This is a genomic window from Crossiella sp. NPDC003009 (assembly GCF_053591555.1).
This window is the reverse complement of the sequence record NZ_JBSFUA010000011.1, coordinates 75,159-90,706: the sequence shown is the minus strand read 5'-3', so window position 1 is coordinate 90,706 and position 15,548 is coordinate 75,159. Positions and strand designations below refer to the sequence as shown.

Genomic DNA, 15,548 nt, shown 5'->3' with positions numbered 1-15,548 from the left:
TGATGGGGGTTGCTGCGGTGACCGACGTGAGGGGGCGCAGGTGAGCAAGACAAAGCGAGCTGGTTTCCGGAACGAGCAGGCACGCGAGGACTTCATCCGGACCTACGACGAGCTGATGACCGAGGTCTGGCCGTCAGCCACGGACTTCACCGAGGTGCGCACCTCCTTCGGCACCACCAGGGTGCAGCGCAACGGAACCGGTGCCGGCATCCCGATCGTGCTGGTGGCGCCCGCCGGCGGCCTGCCGCTGACCTACAGCAACATCATCGGGCGGCTGAGCGCGGCACACACCGTCTTCTCCCCGGAGACCATCGCCGAACCCGGGCACCACCTGCCCGAGCGGCCGGTGCTCAGCGGCGAGGACCTGGCCGCGTGGCTGGTGGAGGTGCTCGACGGGCTTGGGGTGGAGCGAGCGCACCTGGTGGGGCTGTCCTACGGGTCGTGGGTTTCGGTGCACACGGCGCTGTTCGCCCCGGAGCGGGTGGCCTCGGTGTCGCTGCTGGACCCACCGGGGTTCGAGAAGATCGGTGTGCGGTTCATCAGCTGGAGCCTGGCCTGCGCGTTGTTCCTGTTCGCCCCGCGTCGAGTGCGGGAGCGGGCGTCGCGGTGGCTGGTCAACGGGACGCTGCGGTCGGAGGTCCTCCGCAGGCTGTTGCCGAAGCTGGTCAGTTACCGGCAGGTGCTGCCCAGGCCCCCGCTCTACACCGAGGCGCAGCTGGCCGGGTTGAGCAGGCCGAGCCTGGTGGTGCTCGGTGGCAAGAGCAGGCTCAACGATCTGAACTCGCTGCGGGAGCGGCTGGCCGGGTTGCCGAACATCACCCGGGTCGAGGTGCTGCCCGAGGCCGGCCACGTGCTGACCATGGACGAGCCGACGCGGGTGGTCGAGCTGGTGCTGGACTTCGTCGGTGCGCAGGTGCACTGACCACGGACGGACCGGTGCTCGGGAACACGCGCTGTTCCCGAGCACCGGTCGCGGTCAGGCGCGGACGCGGGTGCCCTTGGGGTCGAACAGCGGGTCGCGTTCGACCACGCCGGGCACCCAGCGGCCGAAGATCTCCACCTCGACCTCGGTGCCAATCTTGACCCGGTCCACCGGCAGGTAGACGAAGGCGATGGCGCGGCCCACGGTGTAGCCGAAGCCGCCGGTGGTCACCCGGCCCAGCACCTCGCCACCGAGCCGGACCGCCTCGCTGCCCAGCGGCCAGACAGTCGCATCGTCCAGGGTGAGGCAGCGCAGGCGGTGGGTGAACCCGGCCTCCTTGCGGCGCAGCAGGGCCTCGCGGCCGTGGAAGCCGCCGGGCTTGTCAGGCTTGACGCAGAAGCCCAGGCCCGCCTCGTACGGGGTGCGTTCCGGGGTGAGGTCCGAGCCCCACAGCCGGTAGCCCTTCTCCAGGCGGAGGCTGTCGATGGCGCGGTAGCCGCCGGCGATGACGCCGTGTTCCTGGCCCGCCTCCCATAGCGTGCGCCACAGCGCGGCGCCGTACTCGCTGGAGCAGTACAGCTCCCAGCCCAGCTCCCCGGCGAAGGTCACCCGCAGCGCGCGCACCGGCACGTCGCCGACGGTGGTCTCCTGCGCGGTGAGGTAGGGGAAGGACTCGTTGTCCAAGGCGGCGGGGGTGAGTCCGGCCAGAATGTCCCGGGAGTTCGGCCCCCACAGAGCGAAGCAGGAGTAGGCGCCGGTGACGTCGGCGATGCGGACCGAGCCGTCGGCAGGGGCGTGGCGGCGCAGCCAGGCGGCGTCGTGGGAGCCGAAGGCGGTGCCGGTGACGACCTGGAACTCCTGCTCGGCCCAGCGGGTGACGGTGAAGTCGCACTCGATGCCGCCGCGGGCGTTGAGCGCCTGGGTGTAGGTGACCGCGCCGACCGGGCCCGCGACCTCGTTGGCGCACACCCAGTCCAGCAGCCTGGCCGCGCCGGGGCCGGTGACCTCGATCTTGGCGAAGGAGGACTCGTCGAACAGCCCGGCGCGCTCCCGGGTGCCCAGGTGCTCGGCGCCGATGGCCGGGGACCAGTTGCGACCGGCCCAGCCCTCGGGTCGCCAGGACTCCTGGCCGGCGGCGGCGCTGCTCTCGTAGTGGTTGACCCTCTCCCAGCCGGACTTCTCGCCGAAGCTGGCACCGTGCTTGCGGTGCCAGGAGTAGGCCGAGGAGACCCGCAGCGGGCGGCCGGCGCCGCGTTCCCGGTGCGGGAACGGGATGTCGTAGTAGGTCTCGTAGTTCTCCACCGTGCGCTTGCGGGTGTAGGACGGGGAGCGGTACTGGCGGCCGAAGCGGCGGATGTCCATGTGCGAGAGGTCGAACTCCGGTTCCCCGGCCACGATCCACTCGGCCATCACCTTGCCGATGCCGCCTGCCCCGGCGATGCCGTGCGCGCAGAACCCGGCGGCCACGAAGAACCCGCCGACCTCGGTCTCACCGAGGCAGAACTCGTTGTCCGGGGTGAAGGCCTCCGGACCGTTGATCATCTTGCGGATGCCCGCGGTGGCCATGGTCGGCACCCGCTGCTGGGCGGCCTCGGCGATCTCGGCGAAGCGGTCCCAGTCCTCGGGCAGCAGCTTGCCGTTGAAGTCCGGCGGCACCGCCTCGAAGTTCGCCCCGGTCTGCGCCCACGGCGCGGAGTCGCGCTCATAGCCGCCCATGAGCAGCCCGTCGACCTCCTCGCGGAAGTAGACCAGGTTGTCCGGGTCGCGCAGGGTCGGCAGGTGGCTGCCGTCGCGCGGGCGGACCGGCTCGGTGATCAGGTACTGGTGCGACATCGGCACGATCGGCACCCGCACCCCGGCCAGGCGGCCGATCTCGGCGGCGAACATGCCGCCGCAGTTGACCACGATCTCGGCCTCGATGTCGCCGCGGTCGGTGCGCACACCGCGGACCCGGCCCTCGTGCACGTCGATGCCCAGCACCCTGGTGTGCGGATGGATGCGCACCCCGCCGGCGCGCGCTCCGGCGGCCAGGGAGTAGGTGAGCTGGGCGGGGTCGACGTAGCCGTCGGTGGCCAGGTAGGTGCCGCCGAGCACCCCGGTGGTGTCCAGCAGCGGGAACAGTTCTTTGGCCTCGGCCGGGCTGATCTCCTGCAACGGCAGGTCGACGGTGCGGGACCAGCCTATCTGCCGCCGCGCCTCCTGCATCCGCTCAGGCGTGCAGGCCAGCCGGATGCCGCCGCAGGGCACGAAGCCGACCGGGTTGTCCCCGGCCTCCAGTTCGGCGTAGAGCTGGGCGGAGTAGATGTTCATCCTGGTCAGCGTCACATCGGCGCGCAGCTGGCCGACCAGGCCCGCCGAGTGGAAGGTCGAGCCGCTGGTCAGCTCGTTCCGGTCGAGCAGCAGGACGTCTCGTTCGCCGAGCTTGGCGAGGTGGTAGGCGATGCTGGTTCCGCCGACGCCACCGCCGATCACGACGATGCGGGCGCGGTCTGGGAGCGTTCGATCCACGGACACGCGTCCTTGGTAGCGCAGGTGGGCCGGTCGGGGGAACCACGCGGCCGCGTGTCTTGACGGACAAGTGTGCGCGCCAACACACTCGGCGACTATGTCGGCGACCGTGCAGGACGCGATCAGTCAGGTCCCGGCGTGGACGGGACGGCGGGTGGAGCTGCTGCCGATGACCGGCGGGCTCAGCCACCAGGTCGCCCACCTGCGGGTCGACGGGGTGGACCAGGTGCTGCGCGTGCTCGACCCCGCGGTCGCCGAGGCCGGGCTCGGGGTGCCGCTGGAGCAGGAGATCGCCAACACCGTGGTGGCCGCGGAGTCCGGGGCCGGGCCCAGGGTGCTGCACATCCTGCCCGAGCTGCCCGCGCTGGTGCTGGAGTACCTGCCCGGCCGCACGCTGAACTTCGACGACACCCGCGAACCCGGGTGCATCCCGCTGCTGGCCGCGGCCTGCCTGCGGCTGCACGCCGCGCCGCGGCCCTTCGTCAACGAGTTCGACATCTTCGCCAAGCAGCGGCAGCTGCTGGAGATCTGCCGCCGCCACGAGCTGACCCTGTTCGAGGACTACCTGGACCACCTGGGCCTGGCGCGCAAGCTGGCGGCGGTGCTGGGCGCGGACCCGCTGCCGGCGAAGCCCTGCCACAACGACCTGCTGGCGGAGAACTTCATCGCCGAGCCCGGCGGCATCCGGATCGTGGACTACCAGCTCAGCGGCACCGGCGATCCCGGCTTCGAGCTGGGCAACATCTGCGCCGAGGGCCAGTTCGACCCCGACCGGGTGGCCCTGCTGACCGATGCCTACTTCGGTGAGCACTCGCCGCGGCTGACCGCGCGGGTGCGGCTGTTCCAGGCGATGTCGGACTTCACCTGGACGCTGTGGTTCTGCATCCACCACGGCCTGCTCAGCAAGCCGGGCAGCACCTTCGACTACTGGGGCGAGGCCGCGGGCAAATGGGGGCGGGCCAAGGCCGCCCTGACCGATCCAGGGCTGGGCCGGCTGCTGCAACTGGCCCACTGAGGGCTTGACAGCGTTTGTAGCCTCGCTCACAACTATGGTCAATGGTCTGACCGTTGACCAATCAGCCGCTGTCCGGACCCCAGGTGGAGGCGCGCGTGAGCACAGAACAACCCCAGGGCAGGGGAGTGGACTACACCTCGGTCGAGGCGGGCTACCTGGAGCAACGCCAGCTCAAGAAGGGCGCCGCGGGCTGGGTGCTGCTGGCCGGGCTCGGTGTCTCCTACGTGATCTCCGGTGACTTCTCCGGCTGGAACAACGGCCTGGCCCAGGGCGGGTTCGGCGGGCTGCTGATCGCCACCATCCTGATGGCGGTGATGTACACCTGCATGGTCTTCGGCCTGGCCGAGATGGCCTCGGCGATGCCGGTGGCCGGGGCGGGCTACGGCTTCGCCCGGCGCGCGCTGGGGCCGCTGGGCGGGTTCGCCACCGGCACCGCGATCCTGATCGAGTACACCATCGCCCCCGCGGCGATCTCGGTGTTCATCGGCGGCTACGTCGAGGCGCTGGGGCTGTTCGGGCTGACCAACGGCTGGCCGGTCTACCTGGTCTGTTACGCCATCTTCGTCGGCGTGCACCTTTACGGGGTCGGTGAGGCGCTGCGGCTGATGTTCGTCATCACCGCGATCGCCGTGGTCGGCCTGGTGATCTTCGTGGTGGCGATGATCCCGATGATCGACCTGTCCCGGCTGACCGACATCCCGCCCACCGACGCGGTGGGGGCCAGCTCGTTCCTGCCCTTCGGCTACGCGGGCATCCTGGCCGCCTTCGTCTACGGCATCTGGTTCTTCCTGGCCATCGAGGGCGTGCCGCTGGCCGCGGAGGAGGCGCGGGACCCGCGCAAGGACATGCCCAAGGGCATCGTGGCCGCGATGCTGGTGCTGCTGGTCTTCGCCGCGCTGATCCTGATCGCCGCGCCGGGCGGGGCGGGCAGCAACGCGCTGAAGTCCTCGGACAACCCGCTGCCCGCGGCGCTGCGCGCGGTCTACGGCAGCAACGCGGTGATCGCCGACATCGTCAACTACATCGGCCTGGCCGGGCTGGTGGCCAGCTTCTTCTCCATCATCTACGGCTACTCCCGGCAGCTGTTCGCCCTCTCCAGGGCCGGGTACCTGCCCAGGAAGCTGTCGGTGACCGGCAAGCGCAAGACGCCGATCCTGGCGCTGCTGGTTCCCGGCGCGATCGGGTTCATCCTGGCCGCGGTCACCCAGAACGGGGCCAAGCTGATCAACATCGCGGTCTTCGGCGCCGCGGTGTCCTACGTGCTGATGATGGTCTCCCACATCGTGCTGCGGGTGCGCGAGCCGAACCTGCCGCGCCCCTACCGCACGCCGGGCGGGGTGGTCACCACGAGCATCGCGCTGGTGCTGGCCGCGGCCGCGGTGGTGGCCACCTTCCTGGTCGACATCCTGGCCGCCGGGATCATGGCCGGGATCTTCCTGCTGGCGCTGGCCTACTTCTGGTTCTACAGCCGCCACCACTTGGTCGCCCAGGCCCCCGAGGAGGAGTTCGAGGCGGTGCGTCGCGCCACGGCCGAGCTGGCGGACCCGTGAGATCGTGGCGGTCATGAGCACCGAGCAGGACTCACCGGCCACCCTGGCGGACCGGGCGGTCTTCCGTCCGGTCCGCAGCGGCAACGCCTTCGAGGAGGCAGTGGAGCGGATCCTGCAGGCGATCAAGCTCGGCGTGGTCGGTCCCGGTGAGCGGCTGCCCGCCGAGCGGGACCTGGCCGTGCGGCTGGGGGTCAGCCGGATGACGCTGCGGGAGGCGATCCGGGCGCTGCAGCAGTCCGGGTACGTGGAGTCCCGGCGCGGGCGCTTCGGCGGCACGTTCGTGGTCAACCGGGCCGAGCAGGCCCCGCGCGGGCGGGCCCGGCTGCGCAACTTGGTGGTCGGCATGGGCCAGGTCGGCCTGGAGGACACGCTGATCTTCCGGGAGGTGCTGGAGACCGGCGCGGCGCAGGCGGCGGCGGGCCGGGCGCTGCCGGAGCCGGACCGGGCGCTGCTGCGCGCGGTGCACGAGCAGGTCCGCGCCGCCACCCCGGAGACCTACCGGCAGCTGGACTCCCGGTTCCACCTGGCGATCGCGCAGATCACCGGCTCGGCCTCGCTGGCTTCGGCGGTGGCTGACAACCGGATGCGGATCAACGAGCTGCTGGACGCCATCCCGTTGCTGGGGCACAACGTCGAGCACTCGCACGAACAGCACGAGCGGATCGTGGCCGCGGTGCTGGCCGGGGACGCCGAGGCCGCGCGAGCGGCGATGGCCGAACACCTGGAAGGCACCGCGGCGCTGCTTCGCGGATTCCTGAGCTGACCTGCGCGCTTGACAGTGGCGCCGGTCACCCACCATCCTGCAAAGGTCCAATCGCAGACCATTTGGAGGCGGATGTGTCGCAGCCGGGAACCACGGCCCCGCTCTCGCTCGCCCGCCTGCACGAGCTGGTCGACACCGGCGCGGTGGACACCGTGCTGCTGGCCATGACCGACATGCAGGGGCGGTTGCAGGGCAAGCGGATCGCCGCCCGGCACTTCCTCGACGACGTCGTCCCGCACTCCGCGGAGGCCTGCAACTACCTGCTCGCGGTCGACGTGGAGATGAACACCGTCGGCGGTTACCAGATGTCCTCCTGGGAACGCGGCTACGGCGACTTCACCCTGCGGCCCGACCTGGACACCCTGCGCATGGCCACCTGGCACCCGGCCACCGCGCTGGTGCTGGCCGACGTCACCTGGGCCGACGGCAGCCCGGTGGCCGCCTCGCCCCGGCAGGTCCTGCGCCGCCAGCTCGACCGGCTCGCCGAGCGCGGGCTGGTCGCCCAGGTCGGCACCGAGCTGGAGTTCATCGTCTTCGACGACAGCTACGAGCAGGCCTGGACCAACGGCTACCGGAACATGACCCCCAGCAACCAGTACAACGTGGACTACTCGCTGCTGGGCACCTCCCGGATCGAGCCGCTGCTGCGCCGCATCCGCAACGAGATGACCGCCGCCGGGCTGCGGGTGGAGTCGGCCAAGGGCGAGTGCAACCCCGGCCAGCACGAGATCGCCTTCCGCTACGCCGAGGCCCTGGCCACCTGCGACAACCACAGCATCTACAAGACCGCCGCGAAGGAGATCGCCGCCCAGGAGGGCAAGAGCCTGACCTTCATGGCCAAGTACAACCAGCGCGAGGGCAACTCCTGCCACATCCACATCAGCCTGCGCGGCGCCGACGGCGAACTGGTCTTCGCCGGGGACCGCCGCCACGGCATGTCCGCGCTGGCCGAGCACTTCCTGGCCGGGCAGCTGGCCCACCTGCGCGCGCTGACCCTGCTGCTCGCGCCGAACATCAACTCCTACAAGCGGTTCGTGCCCGGCAGCTTCGCCCCGACCGCGGTGGCCTGGGGCCCGGACAACCGCACCTGCGCGCTGCGGCTGGTCGGCCACGGCGGGGCCAGCCTGCGGGTGGAGAACCGGGTGCCCGGCGGCGACGTCAACCCCTACCTGGCCACCGCCGCGCTGATCGCGGCCGGCCTGGACGGCATTGACCGCGAGCTGCCGCTGGGCGAGGCGCTCACCGGCAACGCCTACGCCAGCGACGCCGAGCACGTGCCGGCCACCATGCCCGAGGCGGTGGAGGCCTTCGCCGCCAGCGAACTGGCCCGCACCGCCTTCGGCGAGGACGTGGTGGCGCACTACCTCAACGCCGCGCGCATCGAGATCGGCGCCTACCAGGCCGCCGTCACCGACTGGGAGCTCTTCCGTGGCTTCGAACGCCTCTGACGCGCCCGTCATCGGGATCAGCTGCTACAGCGAGACCGCCGCCTGGGGCGTCTGGCAGCGCCCGGCCGCGCTGTTGCCGCGCACCTACGTCGACGCGGTCATCACCGCGGGCGGCATCCCGGTGCTGCTGCCGCCGGGCGCCGACGCCGCCCGCGCGCTGCCCCGGCTGGACGGGCTTCTCCTGGCCGGGGGCGCCGACATCGACCCGGCCCGCTACCAGGCCGCACCGCACGAGCACACCACCGGCATCCGGCCCGACCGCGACACCACCGAGCTGGCCCTGCTGCACCGCGCGCTGGAGCGGCGGACCCCGCTGCTGGCCATCTGCCGGGGCGCGCAGCTGCTCAACGTCGGCCTGGGCGGAACCCTGCACCAGCACCTGCCCGAGGTGCTGGGCCACCGCGACCACCAGCCCGCGCCGGGGCAGTACGGGCGCACCACGGTCCGGCTGGAACCGGGCTGCCCGCCCGCGACGCTGCTGGGGGAGAAGATCGAGGTCTCCTGTTACCACCACCAGGCCATCGAGGAGCTGGCCCCCGGCCTGGAAGCCGTCGGGCACGCCACCGACGGCACCATCGAGGCCATCCGCCAGCCCAGCCACCCGTTCACCCTCGGGGTGCAGTGGCATCCCGAGGAAGACACCGCCGACCCCGCGCATCCCAGCGCACCCCTGTTCATCGCGCTGGTGAGCGCCGCGGCAGAAGGAGCGAGAGCGTGACCGCCACCCACGAGTTGATCAACCCGGCCACGGGCGCGGTCTTCGACAGCATCGCCCTGGCCGACGAGGCCGCCACCGACGCCGCGATCGAGCGCGCGGCCAAGGCGTTCCCGGCCTGGCGCGCGGTCAGCCCCGGCGACCGCGCGCGGCTGCTGCACCGCTTCGCCGAGGCGGTGGACGCCGACCTGGAACACCTGGCCCAGCTGGAGGTCCGCAACGCCGGGCACACCATCGGCAACGCCCGCTGGGAGGCGGGCAACGCCAGGGACGTGATCCGCTACTACGCGGGCGCCCCCGAACGGCACTTCGGCCGTCAGATCCCGGTGCCCGGCGGCCTCAACGTCACCTTCCACGAGCCGCTGGGCGTGATCGGGGTGATCGTGCCGTGGAACTTCCCGATGCCGATCGCCGCCTGGGGCTTCGCCCCCGCGCTGGCCGCCGGGAACACCGTGGTGCTCAAACCGGCCGAGCTGACCCCGCTGACCGCGGTGCGCCTTGCCGAGCTGGCGCACCAGGCCGGGATTCCCGAGGACGTCTTCCAGGTGCTGCCCGGCGCCGGCCGGGTGGTCGGCCAGCGCTTCGTCACCCACCCCGCGGTCCGCAAGGTGGTCTTCACCGGCTCCACCGCGGTCGGCAAACAGATCATGGCCGGCTGTGCGGACCAGGTGAAACGGCTGACCCTGGAACTGGGCGGCAAGAGCGCCAACATCATCTTCGCCGACGCCGACCTGGAACGGGCCGCGGCCGCCGCGCCGTACGGGGTGTTCGACAACGCGGGCCAGGACTGCTGTGCCCGCTCCCGCATCCTCGTCCAGCGCGAGGTCTACGACCGGTTCCTGGAACTGCTCGAACCCGCGGTCAAGGGCGTCGTGGTCGGCGACCCGGCGGCGGAGTCCACCGAGATGGGCCCGCTGATCACCGCCGCGCACCGCGACCGGGTCGCCTCCTACGTGCAGGAGACCACCGTGGCCTACCGCGGTCAGGCCCCCGGCGGCGACGGGTTCTTCTACCCGGCCACGGTGCTGCTGCCCCAGGACGAGCGGGACCGGGCCTGGCGGGAGGAGATCTTCGGGCCGGTGGTCTCGGTGCTGCCCTTCACCGACGAGGCCGACGCGCTGCGGCTGGCCAACGACACCGAGTACGGCCTCTCCGGCTCGATCTGGACCCGCGATGTCGGCCGCGCGATGCGGGTGGCCCGCGGGGTCGAGGCGGGCAACCTCTCGGTCAACTCGCACTCCTCGGTGCGCTACTGGACGCCCTTTGGCGGCTTCAAGCAGTCCGGGCTCGGCCGTGAGCTGGGACCGGACGCCCTGGACGGGTTCACCGAGGTCAAGAACGTGTTCGTCAGCACTGAGGAGAACTGATGGGACGGCTCACCGACCGCGTCGCGGTCATCACCGGCGCGGCCAGCGGCATCGGCCTGGCCACCGCCCGCCGCTTCGCCGAGGAGGGCGCCACGGTGGTGGTCGTCGACATCGACGAGGCCACCGGCAAGCAGGTCGCCGACGAGGTCAACGGCCTGTTCGTGCGGGCCGATGTCACCAGCGCCACCGACGTGGAGTCCCTCTACGCCACGGTGTTCGACAAGTACGGGCGCATCGACATCGCCTTCAACAACGCGGGCATCTCCCCGCCGGAGGACGACTCGATCCTGACCACCGGCATCGAGGCCTGGCGCAAGGTCCAGGAGGTCAACCTGACCTCGGTGTACCTGTGCTGCAAGCACGTGCTGCCCTACATGCAGCGCGCGGGCAAGGGCTCGATCATCAACACCGCCTCCTTCGTCGCGGTGATGGGCGCGGCCACCAGCCAGATCTCCTACACCGCCTCCAAGGGCGGCGTGCTGGCCATGTCCCGCGAACTGGGCGTGCAGTTCGCCCGCGAGGGCATCCGCGTCAACGCGCTGTGCCCCGGCCCGGTGAACACCCCCCTGCTGCAGGAGCTCTTCGCCAAGGACCCCGAACGCGCCGCCCGCCGCCTGGTGCACATCCCGATGGGCCGCTTCGCCGAGCCCACCGAGATCGCCGCCGCGGTCGCCTTCCTGGCCAGCGACGACTCCAGCTTCATCACCGCATCCCAGTTCCTGGTCGACGGCGGCCTCACCGGCGCCTACGTCACCCCGCTCTAACCCGGCACCCGGTCCCGCACCGGCGCGCGAGATCGCCGGTGCGGGACCGCTGTCACGTTCGCGGTGGCCGAGCGTTCCAACGGCACCGCCCGCGGCTGCGGGCGGTGGCCTACCGGATGCTCGGCTCGCTGACCAAGGCCGAGGACGCCGTGCAGGAGGCGCTGCTGGCCGACTCGGTGGGCCTGGCCCTGCTGGTTGTGCTCGACCGGCTCACCCCGGCCGAACGACTGGCGTTCGTGCTGCACGGCATGGTCGAGCTGCCCTTCGCCGAGATCGCCGCCCTCCTGAGCCGCACCCCGATCGCGGCCCGCCAACTCGCCAGCCGCGCACATCGCCGGGTCAACGGCGGCGACATCCCGTCACCGGAGCCGGACCTGACGCACCAGCGGAAGGTGGCCGAGGCCTTCCACGCGGCCGCGCGCACCGGCGACCTCGCCGCCCTCATCGGAGTTCTCGACCCCGAGGTGGTCCTGCGCACCGACCACGGCACCACCAAGCCCGCTGTCACCGTCCGCGGCGCTGCGGCGGTCGCCGGACAGACCCGCCCGCCGCGGGGCGGCCAACTGCGGCCCGCGCTGGTCGACGGTGCCATCGGCGCGGTGGTCACCCGCGACGGGCAGCCGTTCGCCGTCATGGCCTTCACCGTCGCGGGCGAGCGAATCAACGTGCTCCAAGACCCGGATTGCGTCCGCCGCCTCGCCGGGGCCGACCCGAGAGGGGTCACCACTACTTGGCGCTCGGCCGTACCTCGACCGCGCCACCCAGGCGGCCAGGGCGATCGCGGCGTCCAAGTCCTCGCCCTCGACCACCGCCAACCCGCCGACCGCACTCGTGGCGTCCAGGAACGGCCCCTCGGTGGTCACGGCCGCGCCATCCCGCACGCGAAGCGCGGCGGTCCTGGGCTCGACGGTCTCACCGAGCACGGTGCCGTCGTCCCCGATGGCGGTGACCAGCGCGCGGTTCGCCCCCTCCGGCAGGGCGCAACCTGGTGGTCGACATCGGGGCCGGGGGCACCGACGGCACCGCGGAACGGGTGAGCAGGCGCTGTGCGCCGCCCGCGCCGAAGCCCCCTGAGCCCGACCGTCAGCGCCGTCGCCGAGGACCTGGCCGCATCACCCGCGCGGCGCTGGTCCAGTGCGCGGGCCGGTCCAGGTCAGGAGGCAGGCGGGTCGCGCTGTCGCCGCGGGCGGCGTTGACCTGGAACTGGGTCAGGAACAGTGCCTGGGACAGGTTCGCGCCGCTGACCTCGGCGCCGCGCAGGTCCGCGCCGATGAGGTCGGCCAGGGTCAGGTCGGCCTCCCGCAGGTTGGCGCCGATCAGGTAGGCGCCGCGCAGGTTCGCCCCGCGCAGCCGCTTGCGGCGCAGGTCCGCGCCGATCAGGTCCGCGCCGCGGCGTTCCGGGCCGGGGGAGTCGGCGCGGATGAGCTCGCTGGCCCGGCTCAGCAGCGGGTCGGCGGTCTGCCAGCGGGAGGCCACGTCCAGGGTGAGCAGGTCGGCCGGGGGCAGCCTCGACAGCTCGGTGAGTTCGGTGCGCAGGCGCGTCAGGTCGGGGCGCAGGGGACTGGTGGCGGGCCAGCGTTCGGCTTCGGTGAGGTGCCAGAGCAGTTCGTGGAGTTCGCGCACCACCGGGAAGACGGCGAACATCTCCTGGGCGTGTTCGGGGTGCGCGCGCCAGTCCTTGCCCTGGTAGGTGTGCTGGGCGACGTGCTGGCCCGCGCCGAAGCAGTCGTAGACGGTGCAGCCGGGGAAACCCCGGTCCCGGAGCTGGGTGTGGATGCCGCAGCGGAAGTCGGCGAGCAGGTTCGGGCAGGGGGTGCCCGCAGGCTTGGTGATGGCGAAGTCGGCCGAGGCTGAGTAGGCAGGCACTACACAGCAGAGGCCAAAGCAGTTCGCGCAGTCGGCTCGCAACATCACCCATCGACTCTACGGCCGTGGCCACAGCCACCGCCGCGACACCGCCCCGGCCAGCACCGCCAGCCCGGCCAGGCCCGCACTCACCCACAGCGGCGACCGGTAGCCGAACCCGGCGGCGATGGCCAGCCCACCGGCCCACGGACCCAGCGCCGCGCCCACGTTGAACGCCGCGGTCGCGCACGCCCCGGCCAGCGTCGGCGCACCGGTGGCGGCATAGAGCGCCTGGGAGATCAACGTCGAGCCGACCGCGAAGGACAGCGTGCCCTGCACCAGCGTCAGCACCAGCGCGAACACCGGATCGGCCGCGGTCAGCCCGAACACCGCCCACCCGCACACCAGCGCCAGGCCACCCGCCACCACCAGCGCCCTCGGCCGCGAGTCCGCCAGCCGCCCGCCGAGGCTGACACCGAGGAAGGAACCCAGCCCGAACACCGCCAGCACCACCGGCACCCACCCCACCCCGATCCCGGCGACCTCGGTGGCCAGCGGCGCGAGATAGGTGAACGTGCAGAACGTGGCCCCGTTGACCAGCGCCCCCAACAACAGCAGCAGCGCCAGCCGGGGCCGCCGCAACGCGCCCAGCTCACCCCGCACACTCGGCGCCACCCCGCCGCCACCGGCCGGGACCGAGCGCAGGATGGCCACCAGCGCGGGCGCGGAGACCAGGGCCACCGCCCAGAACGCCGCCCGCCAGCCCCACGCCTGACCCAGCACCGCCCCCGCCGGCACGCCGGCCACGCAGGCCAGGGTCACCCCGCCCAGCAGCACCGCGGTCGCCTGGCCCTTGGCGTTGGCCGCCACCAGGCTGGTCGCGGTCGCCAGCGCCACCGCCAGGAATCCCGCGTTGGCCAGCGCGGCGATCACCCTGGTGCCGAGCAGCACCGGATAACTGCTGGTCAGCGCGCCCACCACGTGCGCAAGCAGGAACACGCCCAGGAAGGCCAGCAGTGCGGCCCGGCGCGGCCAGCGCAGGCTCAGCAACGCCGTCAGCGGCGCGCCCACGATCATCCCGGCGGCGAAGGCCGAGGTCAGCGCGCCCGCAGCCGGGATCGAGACGTTCAGGTCGGCGGCGATGTCCGGCAGCAGACCGGACAGCATGAACTCCGAGGTCCCCTGCGCGAACACGGCAAGGGCAAGCAGGTACAACACGAAAGGCACAGCAACGCTCCGCAACCACAGTGGCTCGAGGAAGGACTCATCGAGAGCGGTCCGGCCGGTGGCCGTGAAGGAGCACGCCACCGGAAGAGGACCGGTGGCTAGCGTCTGGACGCCTCGGGGCTGCGCACGACGGGCACGTTATCGCCCAGAGCGAAACCGGGTCGAGGCAATTACCGCCGCGGCTAGGGTTCGATCATGTTGACCGCAGCGACCACCCTGCCCGACGGCGCGATCATCCGCGGCCGCGGCCTGCGCAACCCGGCCCCCGGCGGCCCCGCCCCGGAGTTCGGGCTCTACCTGGGCGGCCCCAAGCTCCGCGCCCGCCACGAGCACACCCTCACCTGGCCACACCACTGGCTGGACTGGCCGGACTTCCGCCTGCCCCGCGACCAGGCCGAGGCCATCACCCGCATCCGCGCCCTGCACGCCGCCGCGCACACCGGCCAGGCCGTGGAGGTCGCCTGCAACGGCGGAGTCGGCCGCACCGGCACCGTGATCGCCTGCCTGGCCATCCTCTCCGGCATCCCGCCCACCGAGGCCGTCGCCTGGGCCCGCGCGCACTACCACAAGCGTGCGGTGGAGACGCCCTGGCAGAAGCGCTGGGTCAGCCGCTTCCCCGGCTGAGCCCCGGCCGCAACACCAGCTCGGTCGCACACGCCTGTCGAGGGGTGGCCAGCAGCGCGCGGATGGTCTCGGCCACGGTGACGGGGGAGAGGTAGCGCTCGGGCTGGTAGCGCAGCCCCTCCACCGCGCACACATCCCGCTGCATGTCGGTGGCCACCCGGCCCAGGAACACCGTGGTCACCCGCAACCGCGGCTCCTCGGCGCGCAACGCGTCGGCGAAGGCCCGCAGCGCGAACTTGCTCGCCGAATAGGCCCCGCGCGCCGGGTTGGCCTGCAACCCCGCGGTGGAGTTGACCAGCACCACGTGCCCACCGGCCGCCCGCAGCGCCGGCAGCAGCAACCGGGTCAGCTCGACCACGGCGAAGACGTTCACCTCGAAGGTCCGCCGCCACAGCCCGCCGTCGCACTCCTCGATCCGCCCGGTGGCCAGCACCCCGGCGTTGTGGATCAGCGCGTCCAGCCGCGACACCCCCGGCGGGACGTGCAGGGCCGCCGGATCGGCCAGGTTCACCGGCCACGCCCGCGCATCCGGTAACTCCCTGGCCAGCCGGCACAGCGCAGGGGAGCCCCGCCCGCCCAGCACCAGCCGGTGACTGGCCCCCAAAGCCGCTGCGATCTCCGCGCCAATGCCCCGGGAAGCGCCCGTGACCACCGCCGTCGGCTGGTCCTGGGCGCGGGTCGGCGGTACCGGCGCCCCTTCTCCCTCGATGAGCACGGGCAAGTCTGTGATCGCCTTTCAGCCAGGCGGAAGACTCCCGATGGGTGGTGGGCGGCTACCACCCGTTAGAAGCTTGTCCCTT

The 15,548-nt window shown here is 72.2% G+C and carries 13 protein-coding genes and 1 pseudogene; 10 read left to right on the top strand and 4 right to left on the bottom strand.

Features of this window, described 5'->3' with window-relative positions:
- Positions 1-40: 40 nt before the first annotated feature.
- The gene (locus tag ACWDY5_RS14875; RefSeq protein WP_449722749.1) at positions 41-922 is read left to right on the top strand and encodes an alpha/beta fold hydrolase; all 882 of its coding nucleotides are present in this window, start codon (positions 41-43) and stop codon (positions 920-922) included.
- Positions 923-976: 54 nt separating this feature from the next.
- Here ACWDY5_RS14875 and ACWDY5_RS14870 read toward each other — a convergent pair whose 3' ends face one another.
- Positions 977-3,430 (bottom strand): GcvT family protein, encoded by a 2,454-nt coding sequence (locus ACWDY5_RS14870; RefSeq protein WP_449722748.1) that lies wholly within the window; start codon positions 3,428-3,430, stop codon positions 977-979.
- Between the two features lie 97 nt (positions 3,431-3,527).
- Here ACWDY5_RS14870 and ACWDY5_RS14865 point away from each other — a divergent pair, with 97 nt between their 5' ends.
- From ACWDY5_RS14865 to ACWDY5_RS14830, 8 genes and pseudogenes are all read left to right on the top strand, one after another.
- On the top strand, positions 3,528-4,445 hold the full coding sequence (locus ACWDY5_RS14865; RefSeq protein ID WP_449722747.1) for a phosphotransferase: 918 nt from the start codon (positions 3,528-3,530) through the stop codon (positions 4,443-4,445).
- A gap of 95 nt (positions 4,446-4,540) precedes the next feature.
- Positions 4,541-5,995, top strand: a complete 1,455-nt coding sequence (gene eat / locus ACWDY5_RS14860) for an ethanolamine permease (protein ID WP_449722746.1) — start codon at positions 4,541-4,543, stop codon at positions 5,993-5,995.
- A 13-nt stretch (positions 5,996-6,008) separates the two neighbouring features.
- Complete coding sequence (locus tag ACWDY5_RS14855; RefSeq protein ID WP_449722745.1) at positions 6,009-6,758, top strand: FadR/GntR family transcriptional regulator; 750 nt, start codon at positions 6,009-6,011, stop codon at positions 6,756-6,758.
- Between the two features lie 74 nt (positions 6,759-6,832).
- Entirely contained in the window at positions 6,833-8,206 is a 1,374-nt protein-coding gene (locus ACWDY5_RS14850; RefSeq protein ID WP_252480251.1) for a glutamine synthetase family protein, read from the top strand.
- Entirely contained in the window at positions 8,187-8,924 is a 738-nt protein-coding gene (locus tag ACWDY5_RS14845; protein ID WP_449722744.1) for a gamma-glutamyl-gamma-aminobutyrate hydrolase family protein, read from the top strand. The genes ACWDY5_RS14850 and ACWDY5_RS14845 overlap by 20 nt, the downstream gene beginning before the upstream one ends.
- Complete coding sequence (locus ACWDY5_RS14840; RefSeq protein ID WP_449722743.1) at positions 8,921-10,288, top strand: aldehyde dehydrogenase family protein; 1,368 nt, start codon at positions 8,921-8,923, stop codon at positions 10,286-10,288. Before ACWDY5_RS14845 ends, ACWDY5_RS14840 begins: the two co-directional genes overlap by 4 nt.
- A complete protein-coding gene (locus ACWDY5_RS14835; protein WP_252480254.1) occupies positions 10,288-11,052 on the top strand; it encodes a 3-oxoacyl-ACP reductase in 765 nt (254 codons plus the stop codon). The genes ACWDY5_RS14840 and ACWDY5_RS14835 overlap by 1 nt, the downstream gene beginning before the upstream one ends.
- Before the next feature lie 38 nt (positions 11,053-11,090).
- Positions 11,091-11,759 (top strand): annotated as a pseudogene (locus tag ACWDY5_RS14830) (sigma factor); the annotation flags it as partial.
- A 376-nt stretch (positions 11,760-12,135) separates the two neighbouring features.
- Here ACWDY5_RS14830 and ACWDY5_RS14825 read toward each other — a convergent pair.
- Together ACWDY5_RS14825 and ACWDY5_RS14820 are read right to left on the bottom strand one after the other, a co-directional pair.
- Positions 12,136-12,963 carry a pentapeptide repeat-containing protein gene (locus tag ACWDY5_RS14825; protein ID WP_449722897.1) on the bottom strand — a complete coding sequence of 276 codons (828 nt, stop codon included), beginning with the start codon at positions 12,961-12,963 and terminating at the stop codon, positions 12,136-12,138.
- A 12-nt stretch (positions 12,964-12,975) separates the two neighbouring features.
- Positions 12,976-14,124 carry a Cmx/CmrA family chloramphenicol efflux MFS transporter gene (locus ACWDY5_RS14820; protein WP_449722742.1) on the bottom strand — a complete coding sequence of 383 codons (1,149 nt, stop codon included), beginning with the start codon at positions 14,122-14,124 and terminating at the stop codon, positions 12,976-12,978.
- Between the two features lie 195 nt (positions 14,125-14,319).
- On the opposite strand from ACWDY5_RS14820, the gene ACWDY5_RS14815 reads away from it, so the two are divergent.
- Positions 14,320-14,748 (top strand): protein-tyrosine phosphatase family protein, encoded by a 429-nt coding sequence (locus ACWDY5_RS14815; RefSeq protein WP_449722741.1) that lies wholly within the window; start codon positions 14,320-14,322, stop codon positions 14,746-14,748.
- On the opposite strand, the gene ACWDY5_RS14810 is transcribed toward ACWDY5_RS14815, so the two are convergent.
- Entirely contained in the window at positions 14,729-15,463 is a 735-nt protein-coding gene (locus ACWDY5_RS14810) for an SDR family oxidoreductase (RefSeq protein WP_449722740.1), read from the bottom strand. The two genes, ACWDY5_RS14815 and ACWDY5_RS14810, sit on opposite strands and share 20 nt — an antisense overlap.
- Positions 15,464-15,548: the final 85 nt, after the last annotated feature.